The organism is Streptomyces sp. Inha503, from assembly GCF_047215865.1.
Lineage (GTDB): Bacteria > Actinomycetota > Actinomycetes > Streptomycetales > Streptomycetaceae > Streptomyces > Streptomyces lycopersici.
In genome coordinates this window covers 9,671,066-9,691,127 of record NZ_CP178360.1, presented here as the reverse complement: position 1 = coordinate 9,691,127, position 20,062 = coordinate 9,671,066, and the positions used below count along the sequence as shown (strand labels likewise).

The window sequence follows — 20,062 nt, the reverse complement described above, 5'->3', positions numbered from 1 at the left end:
AGTCAATGCCGGCAAGGGCCGCTTCCAATTTGTCGATCTCGCCCATGATGCCCTGCGCGGTGGTCTGCGGAGCCCCGTCGATCTGCTTGAGCAAAACGTTGGCGATGGCCGCTGGAGTCGGATGGTCGAAGACCAGAGTGGTCGGCAGACGCAGTCCAGTGATGTTGCTGAGCTGGTTTCGGAGCTCGACCGCGGTGAGGGAGTCGAAGCCCAACTCCTTGAGTGCTCGCTTCTCCTCGATACCGTACGGATCGGTTCGTCCCAGCACGGTGGCGACGTGGGTACGGACCAGGTCCAGCACCAGCGCCTCCCGCTCTTCCGGAACGACCGTGGCGACCCAGTCGCGCCACTCGGTGCCCGGGCCACTGCCATCCCCGGCCACGGCCTTCCGGATCGGCCTGCGCACCAACTGACGCAGCACCGGTGGGACGGGCATCGACCGGTCCCCGAACGCCTTGAGGTCCAGCCGTACCGGCAGCACCGCAGCACGGTCGGCATGCATCGACCGATCAAACAGCGCCAGGGCATCCTCAGTGGCCATCGGAATGATCCCCAACCTGTCCATACGGGCGAGGTCTGTCTCGTTGAGGTTCTGGGTGATTCCACTGGCCTGTGCCCACAGGCCCCAGGCGAGAGAGAGTGCAGGCAGACCATGGGCGTGGCGGTGCTGGGCCAGGGCGTCGAGGAAGGCGTTGGCCGCCGCATAGCTCCCCTGCCCACCGGCACCGAGGGTGGCCGCGACGGAGGAGTACAACACGAACGCCTCCAGGCCCATGTCCCGGGTCAGCTCATGCAGATACCAGGCCGCATCCACCTTCGGCGCCAACACCCGCCGGACACGCTCATCACTCAGCCCTTCGACCACACCGTCATCCACCACGGCCGCGGTGTGCACCACACCCCGCAGCGGAAGCTGCGACGGGATCGCGGCCAGCAGCTCACGTACCGCTTCCCGGTCGGCCACATCACACGCGGCCACGGTGACCGACGCCCCGGCCGCTTCCAACTCGGCCACCAACTCCGCCGCCCCCGGAGCGTCCGACCCCCTACGGCTGGCCAGCAGCAAATGCTCCACCCCGCGCTCAGCCACCAGATGCCGAGCCACCACACCCGCCAGCACACCCGACGCCCCCGTCACCAACACCGTCCCACCCGAGACCAACCGCCCAGACACCTCGGAGGCCGCTGCGGACTTGGCCACCCGAGACAAGCGCGGGACCAGGACAGTACCGCCCCGCACCGCCAGCTGGGACTCCTCACCAGCGGCGATGGCCCGCACCACCGCATCTGCCACAACAGCATTGATCTCGTCACCGTGCTCAGGGTCATGGTCCAGCAGGAGGAACCGGCCGGGATTCTCCGTCTGCACCGACCGCAACAGACCCCACACCGGAGCCTGCACCAGATCGACCACATCCTCCCCCACCTCCGTGGCAACCGCACCACAAGTGACCACCACCAGACGCGAAGCAGCCAACCGCTCCTCACCCAGCCACGACTGCACCTCAGACAGCGCAACGGAAAGCGACTCCCCGACCCCGGCAGCCACATCGCCATCACCACCGCTCACCGGGCAGGACAACACCACCGTCTCCGGCACCGCCCCACCCTCATCGAAGGCGCTGATCAACGCGGACAGGTCTTCGTACCGGGCACACGCCCCGCCCGCACGGCCCACCGCCTCACCCAACCCGGCATCCGACCCCACGACCGCCCACGAACCACCGGACACATTCGATGCGCCGGAGAAGTCCAGGGGCTGCCAGTCCAGATGGAAGAGCGAGTCGTAACGGCTGGCCTGAGCCGCCTGCAACTGCTCAGCCGAGATCGGCCGCAAAGCCAGGGACTCGATGGACACCACCGGCTGGCCCGCAGCATCCGCCACTTCCAGCGCTACAGCGTCCGCCCCCGCCCGGGTCAGCCGCACCCGCACCACCGACGCGCCCGAGGCATGCAACCGCACCCCCGACCACGCAAACGGAACACGCACGGCTTGCTCATCCTCCTCCGAAGCAATCAACGCCACCGCATGCAAAACAGCGTCCAGCAACGCCGGATGCACCCCAAACCGCTCCAGCTCACCAACCCGCTCCCCCGGAAGACGAACCTCAGCAAACACCTCCTCACCACGCCGCCACACCGCCTCCAACCCCCGAAACGCCGGACCATAATCAAACCCACGCTCGGAAAACCGCTCATAGAACGCATCCAGATCAGCCACCACCGACTCCGCACCCACCGGCGGCCACTGCTCCAACACCACCCCACCACCAACCGACTCCCCCGCCACCAACGAACCCGTGGCATGGCGAACCCACACCGCATCGGCCGATTCGAGGCGAGATTGCACATAGACACTGCGCAAACCGTCTTGTCCCGCCTCGCCGACCACAACCTGAAGCTGGACACCACCCTGCTCCGGAAGGGACAACGGATTCCCGAGAGTGAGATCCTGGATTCCCTCGCATCCCGCGCGATTCGCGGCGGTCAGCGCCAACTCGGCCAGCGCAGCCGGTGGCACCAGGACCGCCCCCAAGACTCGGTGGTCAGCCAGCCACGGATGGGTCTCCAACGAGATGCGTCCGGTGAGGACATGTCCTTGATCCGCCAGGGGGACTGCGGCCCCGAGGAGGGAGTGCTCAAGGGCTTCCAGGCCGAGGCCGGTGGCGTCGGTTGCGGCCGGCGGGGCGTCGAGCCAGTAGCGCTCTCGCTGGAAGGCGTACGTGGGCAGGTCCAGCATCGGTGCGCGGCCGTCTGCCGCTGTGCTGTTGTCCGTGGCCACGGCGCCGAGGGCAGGTTTCCAGTCGACGGCCACCCCGTGGACGTGCAACTGGGCGAGGGAGGTCAGAACCTGCCTGAGTGTGTCCTGGTCCCGGCGCAACGTCCCCGTCACCACCGCCTGACCACCAGCGGCTTCCACCGCCTCCTCCACACCCACCGTCAACACCGGATGCGCGCTGACCTCAACAAAGACCCCATAACCCTCGGCGACGAGGACATCCACCGCCTCGGCGAAACGCACCCGCTGCCGCAGATTCCGGAACCAGTACTCACTGTCCATCTCGCCGGGCGAGGCCCACTGCCCGGTCACCGTCGACAACAACGGCACGCGCTCGCCGCCACGCTGGGGAGCCAGGCCGTCCAGGGCCTGGGCCAGCTCGGTGCGGATCTGGTCGACCTGTGCGGTGTGGGAGGCGTAGTCCACCGGGATCCGCCGCGCCCGCACCCCCTGCTCCTCACACACACCCCGCACCCGCTCCACCGCCTGCGCAGGCCCAGCCACCACCACCGAACCAGGACCATTAACCGCAGCCACCTCCACCCCACCCCAGACACCAGTCCCGATCCGCTCCACAGCCTCCTGCTCGGACACAGCCACCGACAGCATCCCGCCCAGGCCCGCCAGGCGCTCGCCGATCAGCCGTGACCGCAGCGCCACGACCTTGCACGCGTCCTCCAGCGACAGCAGGCCCGCCACATAGGCGGCCGCCACCTCACCCTGGGAATGGCCCACGACAGCTGCCGGCTCCACCCCAAACGACCGCCACACCTTGGCCAGAGCCACCATCACCGCGAACGACACCGGCTGCACCACATCCACCCGATCCAACGACGGCGCTTCAGCCTCCTGCCGCAACACCGCCTGAACGGACCAATCCACCCACCGCGACAGCACCCGCTCACACTCAGCAATACCGTCGGCAAACTCCACCGACTCATCCAGCAAACGCGCACCCATCCCCACCCACTGCGCACCCTGACCAGGAAACACAAACACCGGCCGACCCACCCCCGACCGCACACGACCCACCACACCACCACCAACAGCCTCACCCCGCGCCACTGCCGCAAGCCCAGCAGCCAACTCCTCCACATCCGAGCCCAGAACAACAGCCCGATGCTCAAACACCGCACGCGAACCCACCAAAGCACGCCCCACACCCACCACATCCACACCACCACCGCCAGCCTGCGCCGACCGCACATACTCCAGCAGCCGACCCGCCTGAGCCGCCAACGCCCCCGCACTACGCCCCGACACCACCCACGGCACCACCCCAGGCATCACCACGGGCGCCACATCCCCGCCAGCAGATTCCTCTGCCGGTGCTTCCTCGATGATGACGTGGGCATTGGTCCCCGACACACCGAAGGAAGAGACCCCAGCCCGCCGGACCCGCTCCCCACGCGGCCAAGCCACAGCCTCAGCCAGCAACTCAACAGCGCCCGAGTCCCAGTCCACGTGCGAAGACGGCTGATCCACATGCAACGTGCGCGGCAGCACCTCCTGCTCCAAGGCCATGACCATCTTGATCACACCACCCACACCGGCGGCCGATTGGGTGTGACCGATGTTCGACTTCAGCGACCCCAGCCACAACGGCCGACCGTCCTCCCGGCCCTGCCCATACGTGGCCAGCAGCGCTTGCACCTCAATCGGGTCACCGAGCTTCGTCCCAGTCCCATGCCCCTCGACAGCGTCCACATCCGCCGCCGACAACCGCGCATTGGCCAGCGCCTGCCGAATCACCCGCTCCTGCGACGGACCATTCGGCGCCGTCAACCCATTCGACGCACCATCCTGATTCACCGCAGAACCACGCACCACCGCCAACACCCGATGCCCACGCGCCCGAGCATCCGACAACCGCTCCAACAACAACACACCCACACCCTCACCCCAACCCGTACCATCCGCCGCCTCGCCATACGCCTTGCACCGGCCGTCCACCGACAGACCACGCTGCCGGGAGAACTCCACAAACGTCCCCGGAGTCGACATCACCGCCACACCACCGGCCAACGCCATCGAACACTCACCACCACGCAACGCCACACTCGCCTGATGCAACGCCACCAACGACGACGAACACGCCGTATCCACCGTCACCGCAGGACCCTCAAGCCCAAACACATACGCCACACGCCCCGACGCCACACTCCCCGCACTCCCCGACCCCAAATAACCCTCAAGATCCGCCGGAAGCACCGACAACCGCGACGCATAGTCGTTATACATCACCCCCATAAACACACCCGTATCAGACCCACGCAGCCCAGCCGGATCAATCCCGGCCCGCTCCATCGCCTCCCACGACGCCTCCAACAACAACCGCTGCTGCGGATCCACCGCCAACGCCTCACGCGGCGACATCCCAAAAAACTCCGCATCAAAATCCGCCGCATCATGCAAAAACCCACCCGACCGCACATACGACGTCCCCGCACGCCCCGGATCCGGGTCATACAACCCCTCCAAATCCCAACCACGATCCACCGGGAAACCGGAAATAGCGTCCGTCCCACCCGCCACCAACTCCCACAACCCCTCCGGCGACGCCACACCACCCGGATACCGACACCCCACCCCCACAATCGCAATCGGCTCCGCATCCACACCCACCACAGCCGGCACCACAACAGCGGCATCCGACCGCACACCCGCACCCAACTCCTGGTCGAGGTAAGAGGCGACAGCGCGTGGGCTGGGATGGTCGAACGCCAAGGTGGTCGGGAGTCGGAGCCCGGTGGCCGCCCCGAGCTGGTTACGCAGTTCGACCGCGGTCAAGGAGTCAAAGCCCAGGTCCCTCAACGCGCGGTCGGCGTCGATTCCAGCGGGGTCCGCATGTCCCAGCACCGTCGCCACATGAGAACGAACCAGTTCCAGCAACAACCGCGCGCGCTCCTGCGACGCCACACCCGCCAACCGATCCCGCCACCCACCAGACCCATCCCGCCCCACCGCAACCCGACGCACCCCGCCCCGCACCACATTCCGCAACAACGCCGGAACCGACACACCACCACGCCCATGAAACGCCCGCACATCCACACGCACCGGCAACACCACACCACGCCCCACACCCTGAGCGACATCGAAAAGAGCGAGGCCTTCTTCGGTGGTCATGGGGGTGATGCCGGTGCGGTTCAGGCGCGCGTGGCCCTCATGGCCCAGGTGGCCGGTCATCCCACTGTCCTGTGCCCACAACCCCCAGGCCAAGGACACCGCAGGCAAACCCTGAGCCCGGCGGTGCTGAGCCAGAGCGTCCAGGAAGGTATTGGCCGCGGCGTAATTGGACTGCCCGGCATTGCCCAACACACCCGCCGCCGAGGAGAACAAGACGAACGCCGCCAAGTCCATCTCCTGGGTCAGCTCATGCAGATGCCAGGCCGCATCCACCTTCGGAGCCAGCACTCGCTCAATCTGCTCCTGGCCCAGGCCCTCCACCGTCGCGTCATCCAACACACCCGCGGCATGCACCACACCCCGCAACGGCACCTCCGCCGGAACACCAGCCAGCAACTCACGCACCGCATCACGATCGGCCACATCACACGCGGCCACGGTGACCGACGCCCCAGCCGCCTCCAGCTCGGCCACCAACTCCGCCATCCCCGGCGCATCCGGGCCCCTGCGACCAGCCAGCAGCAGATGTTCGACCCCGTGCTCGGCGACCAGGTGCCGGGCCACCAAACCGCCCAGGGTCCCCGTACCACCGGTGACCAACACCGTCCCCGGGCCCCGCCACCGGTCGGTCAACTCCGCAGCGCCAGCTCCACTCACCCGTGCCAGGCGGGCGCACCGCACCACATCCCCGCGCACCGCGAGCTGGGGCTCGCCACACGCCACCAACCCGCCCACGACACCAGCATCAAGGCCCGCACCACCGTCACGGTCGTCCGCGACAACGTCGACCAGCAGGAACCGGTCCGGATGCTCAGCCTGCGCACTACGCACCAAACCCCACACCGCCGCACCCGCAAAACTGCCCACCGACTCATCCGGCTCCACCACCACCGCACCACTGGTCCGCACCAACAAACGACTCCCCGACCACCGCTCATCCGTGACAAACCTCCCCAACACCGCCGCCGTCTCCCCCACCACCCGATGAACCCCACCCACCACGCCACCAGACCCCTCATCCACATCCACATCCACATCCGCCGGAACGGTCAGAACCACCACATCCGGCACCACCCCACACCCCGCCAACCGCTCCAAAGCCACCACATCGCCACCCGACAACGACCCCACCACCGGACCCACCACCCCACCCCGCACCGCATCCGCCGCAACCCGCTCCCACTCCACCTCAAACAAGCAATCCCGACCCGCACCCACCGCCGCCAACTGCCCCACCGACACCGACCGCACCATCAACGACTCCACGGCACCTACGAACCGGCCATGCTCATCCGCCAGATCAACCGAGACCTCATCCACACCCACCGGCCGTACCCGAACCCGCAACCGCACCACACCCCGCCCCTCCAACCGCACACCACTCACCGCAAACGGCAACTTGACCTGCTCGCCCAACCCCTCACCCGAACCCTGCCCACCCGCAATCAACAAAGCCTGAAACGCCGCATCCAACAACGCCGGATGAACCCCAAACCCCCCACCATCAACCCCCTCCGGCAAACACACCTCCGCAAACACCACATCACCCAACCGCCACGCCGCCCGCACCCCCTGAAACAACGGCCCATACTCATAACCCCGCCCAGCAAACCCCGCATAAAGCTCATCCGGATCCAACGCCATCGGCTGGGCACCGGTCGGCGGCCACTGTTCGAGCACCGCCTGGTGCTGCTCGTCCTGGTGCGGGACGCCGAGCAGACCGCTGGCGTTCCGCGTCCATGCGGACTCGGCAGACGTTTCCCCGGTCTCGACGCGGGAGTGGACAGAAACCGGCCGGAAGCCCGATGCATCGGCTTCTTCAACGGCGACCTGGACCTGGACACCGCCCTGCTCGGGCAGAACCAGCGGGGTCTCCAGCGTCAGCTCCTCCAGCCGATTGCAACCAATGTGTTCACCGGCGCGGGTCGCCATCTCCACCAGCGCCGCCCCCGGCACCAGTACCGCCCCCATCACCTGGTGGTCGACCAGCCACGGATGTGTCTGTAGCGACAGCCGACCGGTAAGCAGGACCGCCTCGCTGCCAGCAGCGTCGACTGCGGCTCCGAGGAGCGGGTGTTCAACGGTTTCCAGGCCGAGGCCTGTGGCGTCAGTTGCGGCCGGCGGAGCGTCGAGCCAGTAGCGCTCTCGCTGGAAGGCGTACGTGGGCAGATCCAGCATTGGTGCACGGCCGTCTGCCGCTGTGCTGTCGTCAGTGGCCACCGCGCCGAGGACAGACTTCCAATCGACGGCCACCCCGTGGACGTGGAGCTGGGCGAGGGAGGTCAGAACCTGCCCAAGTGTGTCCTGCTCCCGGCGCAACGTCCCCGTCACCACTGCCTGACCACCAGCGGCCTCCACCGCCTCCTCCACACCCACCGTCAACACCGGATGCGCACTCACCTCAGCGAAGACCCCGTAGCCATCGGCGACGAGGACATCTACCGCCTCGGCGAAACGCACCGGCTGCCGCAGATTCCGGAACCAATACCCCCCATCCATATCCCCGGGCGAAACCCACTGCCCAGTCACCGTCGACAACAACGGCACCCCACGCCCTTGGGGAGCGGCCGGGGCCAGGCCGCCCAGAGCTTGGGCCAGCTCGGTGCGGATCTGGTCGACCTGTGCGGTGTGGGAGGCGTAGTCCACCGGGATCCGCCGCGCCCGCACCCCCTGCTCCTCACACACACCCCGCACCCGCTCCACCGCCTGCCCAGACCCAGCCACCACCACCGAACCAGGACCATTAACCGCAGCCACCTCCACCCCACCCCAAACACCAGCCTCAATCCGCTCCATCGCCTCCTGCTCAGACACGGCCACCGACAGCATCCCGCCCAGACCCGCCAAACGCTCACCGATCAACCGCGACCGCAACGCCACCACCTTGCACGCATCCTCCAGCGACAGCAGACCCGCCACATAGGCGGCCGCCACCTCACCCTGGGAATGGCCCACGACAGCTGCCGGCTCCACCCCAAACGACCGCCACACCCCCGCCAAAGCCACCATCACCGCAAACGACACCGGCTGCACCACATCCACCCGATCCAACGACGGCGCCCCCACCTCCTGCCGCAACACCCCCTGAACGGACCAATCCACCCACCCCGACAACACCCGCTCACACTCAGCAATCCCCTCAGCAAACACCACCGACTCATCCAGCAAACACGCACCCATCCCCACCCACTGCGCACCCTGACCAGGAAACACAAACACCGGCCGACCCACCCCCGACCGCACACGACCCACCACACCACCACCAACAACCCCACCCCGCGCCAAACCCACAAGCCCAGCAGCCAACTCCTCCACATCCGAACCCAGAACAACAGCCCGATGCTCAAACACCGCACGCGAACCCACCAAAGCACGCCCCACACCCACCACATCCACGCCACCACCGCCAGCCTGCGCCGACCGCACATACTCCAGCAGCCGACCCGCCTGAGCCGCCAACGCCCCCGCACTACGCCCCGACACCACCCACGGCGTCACACCACCACCAGCGGAAACCACCTCCACACTCGAGGCCTCATCCACCGGCGCTTCCTCAAGGAGAACGTGGGCATTGGTCCCCGAGACGCCGAAAGAAGACACACCTGCCCTCCGAACCCGCTCCCCACGCGGCCAAGCCACAGCCTCAGTCAGCAGCTCAACCGCACCCGCACCCCAATCCACATGCGAAGACGGCTCATCCACATGCAACGTGCGCGGCAACATCTCCCGGTTCAAGGCCATGACCATCTTGATCACACCACCCACACCAGCAGCAGCCTGCGCATGGCCGATGTTCGACTTCAACGACCCCAACCACAACGGCCGACCACCCTCACCACGCTCCCGCCCATACGTGGCCAACAGCGACTGAGCCTCAATCGGATCCCCCAACCGGGTCCCCGTCCCATGACCCTCGACAGCATCCACATCCGCCGCCGACAACCGCGCATTGGCCAGGGCCTGCCGGATCACCCGCTCCTGCGACGGACCATTCGGCGCCGTCAACCCATTCGACGCACCATCCTGATTCACCGCAGAACCACGCACCACCGCCAACACCCGATGCCCACGCGCCCGAGCATCCGACAACCGCTCCAACAACAACACACCCACACCCTCGCCGAACCCCGTGCCATCCGCCCCCTCGGCAAACGCCTTGCACCGGCCGTCCGCCGACAGGCCCCGCTGGCGGGAAAACTCCAGGAAGAGACCCGGGGTGGACATCACCGTCGCTCCACCGGCCAGGGCCATCGAGCACTCACCGCTACGCAGCGCAGCACTCGCCTGGTGCAGGGCAACCAACGACGACGAACACGCGGTGTCCACCGTCACCGCCGGGCCTTCGAGCCCGAAGGTGTACGCCAGGCGCCCCGACGCCACGCTTCCCGCACTGCCGGAGACCAGGTAGCCCTCGAGCTCACCCGGGAACTTCCTCAGCCTGGAGGCGTAGTCGCTGTACATCACGCCCATGAACACGCCCGTGGCCGACCCACGCAGCTCAGCCGGATCGATCCCGGCCCGCTCCATCGCCTCCCAGGACGCCTCCAACAACAACCTCTGCTGCGGATCCACCGCCAACGCCTCACGCGGCGACATCCCGAAGAACTCCGCATCGAAGTCCGCGGCATCGTTCAGGAAGCCACCGTCGATGGCGTAACTCTTCCCCGCGCGGTCCGGGTCCGGGTCGTACAGGGCCTCCAGGTCCCAGCCACGATCGACCGGGAAGCCGGAAATGGCGTCCGTCCCACCGGCCACCAACTCCCACAACTCCTCCGGCGAGGCCACACCACCCGGATACCGGCAGCCCACCCCCACAATCGCAATCGGCTCCGTGTCCACGCCCACCACAGCGGGCGCCACAACAGCGCCATTCGAGCGCTCGTCCGCGCCCAGCCGACCGTCCAGATACCTGGCGATGGCCGAAGGCGTCGGATAGTCGAAGACCAAGGTGGTCGGGAGTCGAAGCCCGGTGGCCGCCCCAAGCTGATTACGCAGTTCCACCGCGGTCAGGGAGTCAAAGCCCAGATCCTTCAACGCGCGATCGCCATCCACGGTGTCCGCGGTCGAGTGGCCCAGCACCTTGGCGATGTGAGTACGAACGGTGGCGAGGATGAGGTCGTACCGGTCGGCGTCGTCGAGATCCGCCACCCGCTGCTGAAGAGTCGCCGCCGCCGTGGCACCCGCGCGATGTACCGAGGATTTCACCAATCCTCGGTACAGGCTCAAGAGGGTGCCACCGTTCGCCACATGCCTCTGAACCGCCGTAAGAGAGAGGCGGGCCAGGAGGAGCGAAGGGCGATCGCCGTCGACCGCCACGTCGAGCAGAGACAGGCCCTCTTCGGTGGTCATGGGGGTGATGCCGGTGCGGTTCAGGCGCGCGTGGTCCTCATGGCCCAGGTGGCCGGTCATCCCGCTGTCCTGTGCCCACAACCCCCACGCCAGGGACACCGCAGGCAGGCCCTGGGCCCGGCGGTGCTGAGCCAGAGCGTCCAGGAAAGTATTGGCCGCGGCGTAATTGGCCTGCCCGGCATTGCCCAACACACCCGCCGCCGAGGAGAACAGAACGAACGCCGCCAAGTCCATGTCCTGAGTCAGCTCATGCAGATGCCAGGCCGCATCCACCTTCGGAGCCAGCACTCGCTCAATTTGTTCCTGGCCCAGGCCCTCCACCGTCGCGTCATCCAGCACACCCGCTGCATGCACCACACCCCGCAACGGCGCCTCCGCCGGAATACCGGCCAGCAGCTCACCCACCGCATCACGATCACTGGTGTCACAGGACCGGATCGTCACCCGGCCGCCCAGCTCCTCAATCTGCTCACACAGCTCCGGTGCTCCCGGCGCATCCAGGCCTCGACGGCTGACCAACAGCACATGCTCGACCCCGTGCTCGGCGACCAGATGGCGAGCCACCAAACCGCCCAGCGTTCCCGTACCACCAGTGATCAATACCGTCCCCGGGCCCTGCCACCCGCCGACCCGCTCTACGGCCGCAGCGCCAGCTCCACTCACCCGTGCCAGGCGGGCGCACCGCACCACATCCCCGCGCACCGCGAGCTGGGGCTCGCCACACGCCGCCAACCCGCCCACGACACCAGCATCAAGGCCCGCACCACCATCACGGTCGTCCGCGACGACATCGACCAGCAGGAACCGGTCCGGATGCTCGGCCTGGGCACTACGCACCAGACCCCACACCGCCGCACCCGCAAAACTGCCCACCGACTCACCCGACTCCACCACCACCGCACCACTGGTCCGCACCAACAAACGACTCCCCGACCACCGCTCATCGGTGACAAACCTCCCCAACACCGCCGCCGTCTCCCCCACCACCCGATGAACCCCACCCACCACACCACCAGACCCCTCATCCACATCCCCGGGAACAGTCAGAACCACCACATCCGGCACCACCCCACACCCCGCCAACCGCTCCAAAGCCACCACATCGCCACCCGACAACGACGCCACCACCGGACCCACCACCGCACTCCGCACCGCATCCGCCGCAACCCGCTCCCACTCCACCTCAAACAAACAATCCCGACCCGCACCCACCGCCGCCAACTGCCCCACCGACACCGACCGCACCATCAACGACTCCACGGCACCTACGAACCGCCCATGCTCATCCGCCAGATCAACCGCAACCTCATCCACACCCACCAACCGCACACCCACCCGCAACCGAACAGCGCCCCGCCCCTCCAACCGCACACCACTCACGGCGAAGGGCAACTTGACCTGCTCCGAACCCTGCTCACCCGCAATCAACAAAGCCTGAAACGCCGCATCCAACAACGCCGGATGAACCCCAAACCCCCCACCATCAACCCCCTCCGGCAAACACACCTCCGCAAACACCACATCACCCAACCGCCACGCCGCCCGCACCCCCTGGAACAACGGCCCATACTCATAACCCCGACCAGCAAACCCCGCATAAAGCTCGTCAACGTCCACGGGAGCGGCCCCAGGAGGAGGCCAACTAGCTCCGCTGAGCGCGCCGGAGACGGGCTCCACATCGACCGCCGCGCGACTGGACCCGGTCGCATGGCGCTTCCAGCCCAGATCGGCATCATCGGAATCCATCCGCGAGTGAATGCTGAACTCGCGCTGACCATCCTCTTGGGCCTCCCCGACGACTACCTGAAGGTGAACGGTCTCCCCTTCGGGGACTGCGAGAGGTGCTTCAAAGGCGATGTCTTCTATGCCCTGTTGACCCACGTGCCTCACCGCGTGCATCGCCAACTCGATCAACGCGGCCCCCGGCACCAGCACGGTTCCCCAAACCTGGTGGTCGGCGAGCCATGGGTGTGTCTCCAGCGAGATACGTCCGGTGAAGAGCCGCCCACCTTCGGCGAGAGGGACCGCAGCTCCCAGAAGAGAGTGTTCAAGAGTCTCCAGGCCCAGGCCGCTGGCATCGGCCGCCACGGCCGGAGCATCGAGCCAGTAACGCTCCCGCTGGAACGCATACGTCGGCAACGACACCAACACCCCACCACCCGACCCATCCACCCCACCCAAAGCGGGTGCCCAGTCAACGGCCACCCCGTTGACATGCAACTGGGCGAGGGAGGTCAGAACCTGCCTGAGTGTGTCCTGGTCCCGGCGCAACGTCCCCGTCACCACCGCCTGACCACCGGCGGCCTCCACCGCCTCCTCCACGCCCACCGTCAACACCGGATGCGCGCTGACCTCAACAAAGACCCCATAACCCTCGGCGACGAGGACATCCACCGCCTCGGCAAAACGCACCCGCTGCCGCAGATTCCGGAACCAATACCCCCCATCCATCTCCCCGGGCGAAACCCACTGCCCAGTCACCGTCGACAACAACGGCACCCGCTCGCCACCATCCCGAGGACTCAAGCCATCCAGAACCTCGGCCAGCTCGCTACGGATCTGCTCCACCTGCGTGGTGTGGGACGCGTAGTCCACCGGGATCCGCCGCGCCCGCACCCCCTGCTCCTCACACACACCCCGCACCCGCTCCACCGCCTGCCCAGACCCAGCCACCACCACCGAACCAGGACCATTGACCGCAGCCACCTCCACCCCAGCCCAGACACCAGTCCCAATCCGCTCCACAGCCTCCTGCTCGGACACAGCCACCGACAGCATCCCGCCCAGACCCGCCAGGCGCTCACCGATCAACCGCGACCGCAACGCCACCACCTTGCACGCATCCTCCAGCGACAGCAGACCCGCCACATAGGCGGCCGCCACCTCACCCTGGGAATGGCCCACGACAGCTGCCGGCTCCACACCAAACGACCGCCACACCCCCGCCAAAGCCACCATCACCGCAAACGACACCGGCTGCACCACATCCACCCGATCCAACGACGGCGCCCCCACCTCCTGCCGCAACACCGCCTGAACGGACCAATCCACCCACCGCGACAACACCCGCTCACACTCAGCAATCCCCTCAGCGAACACCACCGACTCATCCAGCAAACGCGCACCCATCCCCACCCACTGCGCACCCTGACCAGGAAACACAAACACCGGCCGACCCACCCCCGACCGCACACGACCCACCACACCACCACCAACAACCTCACCCCGCGCCACTGCCGCAAGCCCAGCAGCCAACTCCTCCACATCCGAACCCAGAACAACAGCCCGATGCTCAAACACCGCACGCGAACCCACCAAAGCCCGCCCCACACCCACCACATCCACACCACCATCAGCCTGGGCAGCACGCACATGCTCCAGCAACCGACCCGCCTGAGCCGCCAACGCACCCGCACTACGCCCCGACACCACCCACGGCACCACCCCAGACATCACCACGGGCGCCACATCCCCACCAGCAGATTCCTCCGCCGACGCTTCCTCGAGAATGACGTGCGCATTGGTCCCCGACACACCGAAAGAAGACACACCCGCCCGCCGCACCCGCTCCCCACGCGGCCAAGCCACAGCCTCGGTCAGCAGCTCAACCGCCCCCGCATCCCAATCCACATGCGAGGACGGCCGATCCACATACAACGTGCGCGGCAGTACCTCACGGTTGAGGGCCATGACCATCTTGATCACACCACCCACACCGGCGGCTGACTGCGTGTGACCGATGTTCGACTTCAACGACCCCAACCACAACGGCCGACCATCCTCACCACGCTCCTGCCCATATGTGGCAAGCAGCGCCTGAGCCTCGATCGGGTCACCGAGCGTTGTACCCGTCCCATGACCCTCGACGGCATCCACGTCCGCCGTCGTCAGCCGCGCGTTAACCAGCGCCTGCCGAATCACCCGCTCCTGCGACGGACCATTCGGCGCCGTCAACCCATTCGACGCACCATCCTGATTCACCGCAGAACCACGCACCACCGCCAACACCCGATGCCCCCGCGCCCGAGCATCCGACAACCGCTCCAACAACAACACACCCACGCCCTCGCTGAACCCGGTCCCATCCGCCGCGTCCGCGAACGCCTTGCACCGGCCGTCCATCGCCATGCCACGTTGCCGGGAGAACTCCAGGAAGAGACCCGGGGCCGACATCACCGCCACGCCGCCGGCCAGGGCCATCGAGCACTCACCACGGCGCAGTGCCGCACTGGCCTGGTGCAGGGCAACCAACGACGACGAGCAGGCCGTGTCCATCGAGAGCGCCGGGCCCTCAAGACCGAGCACATACGCCACACGGCCGGAGGCGACACTCTGCCGACTGCCGTTGAGCAGGTACCCCTCGAGCTCACCCGGGAAGGTGCTCAGACGAGAGGCATAGTCGTTGTAAATGACTCCGAAGTAGACCCCGGTCGGGGTGCCACGCAGCTCAAGGGGGTTGATTCCGGCGGTCTCGATCGCTTCCCACGACGTCTCCAGCAGCAATCGTTGCTGCGGGTCCACCGCCAGCGCCTCGCGCGGCGACATTCCGAAGAACTCCGCGTCGAAGTCGGCGGCGTCGTGCAAGAACCCGCCCTTCCGCACATACGAGGTGCCCGCATGCGCCGGGTCCGGGTCGAACAAGTTCTCCAGGTCCCAACCGCGGTCGGTGGGGAAGTCCGAGATGGTGTTCCGGCCGTTCGCCACCACGTCCCACAGCTCATCGGGGGAGCTCACCCCGCCGGGGTAGCGGCAGGCCAGACCCACGATGGCGATCGGGTCGTCGGCATCGCGCCGGTCGTCGTCCTCCGTCGCGCCAACCGGGGCGTGGGAGGCGTCAGCGACGTCGCCCACGAGTCGAGACCTCACATAGCGCGCCAGCGCGGCCGGGTTCGGGTAGTCGAACAGAGCCGTCGACGGGAGGCGAACCCCTGATCGCTCGGTCAGGTTGCCGATCAGCTGCTGACGCTTCTCCCGGTAGACGCCGAGAGAGCGGAAGGAGGCCTGCTCGGCGATGTCTTCTGGGCTGCGTGAGCCGAGTATCCGAGCGATCTCTTCACGTACCAGGGCGAGCACTATCTCGAACTGCCGCTTTTCGGACGCATCAGAGAGTCGATCGCGCAGCTCAGCATCCGTGAGTACTCGCCTATCCCGCACAGCAAACCCTTCCAACGCCAACGGAATTACGCCATATCAGATGTGCACAACCCGCCAGCCTTCCAGCCGGAAACCGGCCAACGGGCTCTCAAGGGGTCGCGCCAAAAGGGCCGGAACAACTGGACTCCGACCTCAATCAGTTGCCTGACTCGCCGAATTCGTTCACCGAGAGATGCGCTCCGCGACGAAACGGGCGACATCGGGCAGCTGCTCAGTGAGGTAGAAGTGGCCGCCTGGGAAGACCATCAGCTCGAAATCCCCGGTGGTGTGCTTTCCCCAGTCCTCCGCCTCATCAGAGGTCACTCGCTCATCGGAGACACCGATAACCGTGGAGATAGGGCATGTGACCCTGGTGTCGGGAGTAACCACATAGCCTTCGATCGTCTTGTAGTCGCTGCGGATGGCGGGCAGGATGACGCGAAGGGCATCCTCATCGGCGAAGATCCCGGAGTTTGGACCGTTCAGCGCCTTGAGGTCCGCTATGAGCTGGGCGTCGTCCGTCCGCAGCTTCTCGTCACGGTGTCGCGAGGGAGCAGGGCGGGCCGATGCGAACAGCCATCGCGGGCTGATCCCGTCCTTCTCTTCGAGGCGTCGTGTCACCTCGAATGCCAGCACCGCGCCCATACTGTGCCCGAAGAAGGCCAGCGGGCGGTCGTCCAGGGCCCGCACATCCTCGAAGATGAGGTCGGCCATTTCCTCGACGCTGTCTATGCAGGCGTCCCGGTGACGGTCCTGCCTTCCCGGATACTGAACGGCCAGGACTTCCGCCGATACGTTCAGCCCTCTTGCGAAGGGAAAGAAGAAGGTGGCGGCGCCACCCGCATGAGGAAAGCAGATCAGTCGGACGTCTTGAGGAGACTCGCCTCTCCGAAAGCGGCGAAGCCAACGCCCAGGGCGTGCCTCGGCTGCACCCACGTGCTCCATCCCTTCAATGACCGGTTCCGGCGACGGCACGGTGGTACCCGATGCCAGTAGCCGAAAGGGCTCGGATGAACGGACCCACCCCCGCTTCACAGCCTCCGCCCAAAAACATTTTCGACGCTACAAGCCATCCGCCAACCAGAGAAAGGGTCATCTCTGCACAGGCCAACTGGTGGCCATGGCACGGATGCACAGGTGCGTGGCGCACGGACGGTCGTGACCAGCGGACACGACCATGCGGGCGCGCTGCCGCGAGCGGTCCGGGCCCCTTCCCGGACGCCCCTCCCGGGGTCCGGATGGAGGTTCCGTACATAGAGATTCCGTGCATAGAGGTTCCGTACAGGGCCCGGATAGGCCGGATTCAGCGGTTTTCCCGGCGTATGACGCCTCACGGGCGATGGCAGGAGAGTGCCATTTGGCTTGTGCATGCGTTGCCACGGCCGGATACACGGCAGCATGGACGGGCCCGTTGAGTGAACGGTGCGCCCGTGTACCGCTACGGGGCTGTCATGGACCGATCTTCTCCCTTTGGCAAAGCGGCCATCCAGGGCATCAACGGCCCCCTTACGGCATTGAGCAGGAAAGAAGCGCCATGAAGGTGTGGATCGACCAGAGCAGATGCCTCAACAGCAGACAGTGCGAGGAAACCGCACCGCGCGTGTTCTCGATCGCGGACGACAGTCTCGCCTATGTGCGCCAGAACGGCCGACTGCTGGACCAACCGGGCGGCGAGACATGCCAGGCGAATGTCCCCGAGGAGGACCAGGACGCTGTCGATACGGCGGCCTACGAGTGCCCGGGGCAGTGCATCCACGTCATCGAGCAACCGTAGACAGGCCCGCGTCAAGAGAGCCCGTGCCGAATAGGAGACCATCGCATGTCTGCCGCCGAGAGCACCGATGAGAGCACCGCTGAGAGCATTCCGCGCCTGCCCTTCGACCAGTCCGGTCTGATGGAGTTGCCGCCCCGGTTCGCCGAGCTGCGGGAGAACGATCCCATCGTCAAGGTCCTCACCCCCGTCGGCGATCCGGCGTGGCTGGTCACCCGGCATGAGGATGTGAAGAAGCTCATCTCCGACGCGCGTTTGGGCCGCTCGCACTTCGATCCACCGAACGCACCGCGCTACAGCGCGGCGGTCATTCTCGGCGGTCCGCGAGGCGAGTACGAGACCGAGGTCGTCGACCACACCAAGGCACGGCAGGTGCTGATTCCATCGTTCAGTGCCCAGCGGATGCGTTCCCTGCGGCCGCGGATCCAACGGACGGTGGATGAGCTACTGAGCCGATTCCACGAGCTTCCGCAGCCGGCCGACTTCCACGAGGAGATCGCGAAGCGGCTTCCGGTGTTTGTCATCAGCGAGCTGCTGGGCATCCCCTTTGCAGACCGTGAGCAGCTCGGTACCTGGTCGCAAGGCACCTTCCACACCAGCGACCAGCAGCTCGCCGTCACGGCCATGCTGGAAATGCGTGAGTACATCGCGAAGTTCATGGAGCTCAAACGCGCCGAACCGGCCGACGACGTCATCACCGACCTGGTCCTCAAGCAGCAGGAGACGGGATTCCCGCCGGACGACGCCATTCAGACGTACGTATCTACGCTGATCATCGCCGGTTTCGAGACCAGTGTGTCGTTCACCGACTACGGCACCCTGCTGTTCCTGCGGAATCCGGATCAGCGGGCGCTACTGGAGGCGGATCCCAGCCTCGCTCCCCGTGCCGTGGAAGAGATCCTGCGGTTCGCGCCGGCTTCGGATGCCTGCATCACCAGGTACGCGCGGGCGGATTTCGAGTACAAGGGGACGCGGATCTCCGAAGGGGATCTGATCGCGCTGAGCCCGCAGACGGCCAACCGTGACCCCCGCGTCTTCCGGGAGCCGGAGCGTTTCGACATCACGCGGAACGAGAACCCGCATATGACGCTCGCCTACGGCCTGCACTACTGCATTGGCGCCCCGCTGGTCCGGGTCATGCTGGACGTGCTGTACCAGACGCTGTTCGCCCGCCTTCCCGGGCTGCGACTCGCGGTGCCGATCGACGAGCTGGTGTCCAGGAACAACGTACTGACGGGAGGGCTCACCTCGCTGCCCGTGGCCTGGTGACCGACGCACGAGGAGCCTGAGACGTACGAGGAGCCTGAACAGGCGCCCCGGCGAGAGCCCGTCCGCGGGTGCGACCGGGGCGCCTTCTTCATGCCGCCAGTCGCCGCGCCGCCAGTTCGCCATGCCCCCGTACCGCCGTACCGCCGTACCGCCGTACCGCCGCCGTACCGCCGTACCGCCGTACCGCCCGGAGCGTACAGCGCCGCGGGAGCGCCGATCCCTGATCATCCACGCATCCGCGGGCATACCTGGCCGGTGGCAGGACAGTGCCACTCGGATCTTGAGACGGCGCCGAGGCGGCGCGGGACGGCAGAATGATGTCGGGGCTGCGTTAACGGGGAGGTTGCTGCGGTGTGCAGTGCCAGTAATGAAGTCTCACCAGAGATGAAGGCGGCCCTTTTCCGCCACAGCCAGGGACCAGTGGCTGTCGGGCGGTCATTACGGAAGTTCGCCAGCGCGGCTTTCGGCATCATGTCGGCCATGCCGCCGTGCTTCTGTCCGCCAGGGTCGGCGTCCGGGCATTCTCCGGCCTGAGCAGCGCCTTCAGCGCGACGTCCGCCGCGCACCTCATCCTGCGTGTGCGCTCTCGTATCACTGCTGCGGCGCATCACTTCCCGCTGCGGTGCAGCACC

Annotated in this window: 3 protein-coding genes and 1 pseudogene; 2 read left to right on the top strand and 2 right to left on the bottom strand. The window is 66.7% G+C overall.

Features of this window, described 5'->3' with window-relative positions; all coding sequences use genetic code 11:
• Window positions 1-154: 154 nt before the first annotated feature.
• Window positions 155-16,330, bottom strand: a pseudogene (locus ACJX2R_RS40855) (type I polyketide synthase); the annotation flags it as partial.
• A gap of 243 nt (window positions 16,331-16,573) precedes the next feature.
• Window positions 16,574-17,335 carry a thioesterase II family protein gene (locus ACJX2R_RS40850; protein WP_413106071.1) on the bottom strand — a complete coding sequence of 254 codons (762 nt, stop codon included), beginning with the start codon at window positions 17,333-17,335 and terminating at the stop codon, window positions 16,574-16,576.
• 589 nt (window positions 17,336-17,924) lie between these two features.
• Here ACJX2R_RS40850 and ACJX2R_RS40845 point away from each other — a divergent pair.
• Window positions 17,925-18,164, top strand: coding sequence for a ferredoxin (locus tag ACJX2R_RS40845; protein WP_413104177.1), 240 nt, complete (start codon window positions 17,925-17,927; stop codon window positions 18,162-18,164).
• A gap of 45 nt (window positions 18,165-18,209) precedes the next feature.
• Window positions 18,210-19,430: a cytochrome P450 gene (locus tag ACJX2R_RS40840; RefSeq protein WP_413104176.1), complete on the top strand. Its 1,221-nt coding sequence runs from the start codon at window positions 18,210-18,212 to the stop codon at window positions 19,428-19,430.
• Window positions 19,431-20,062: the final 632 nt, after the last annotated feature.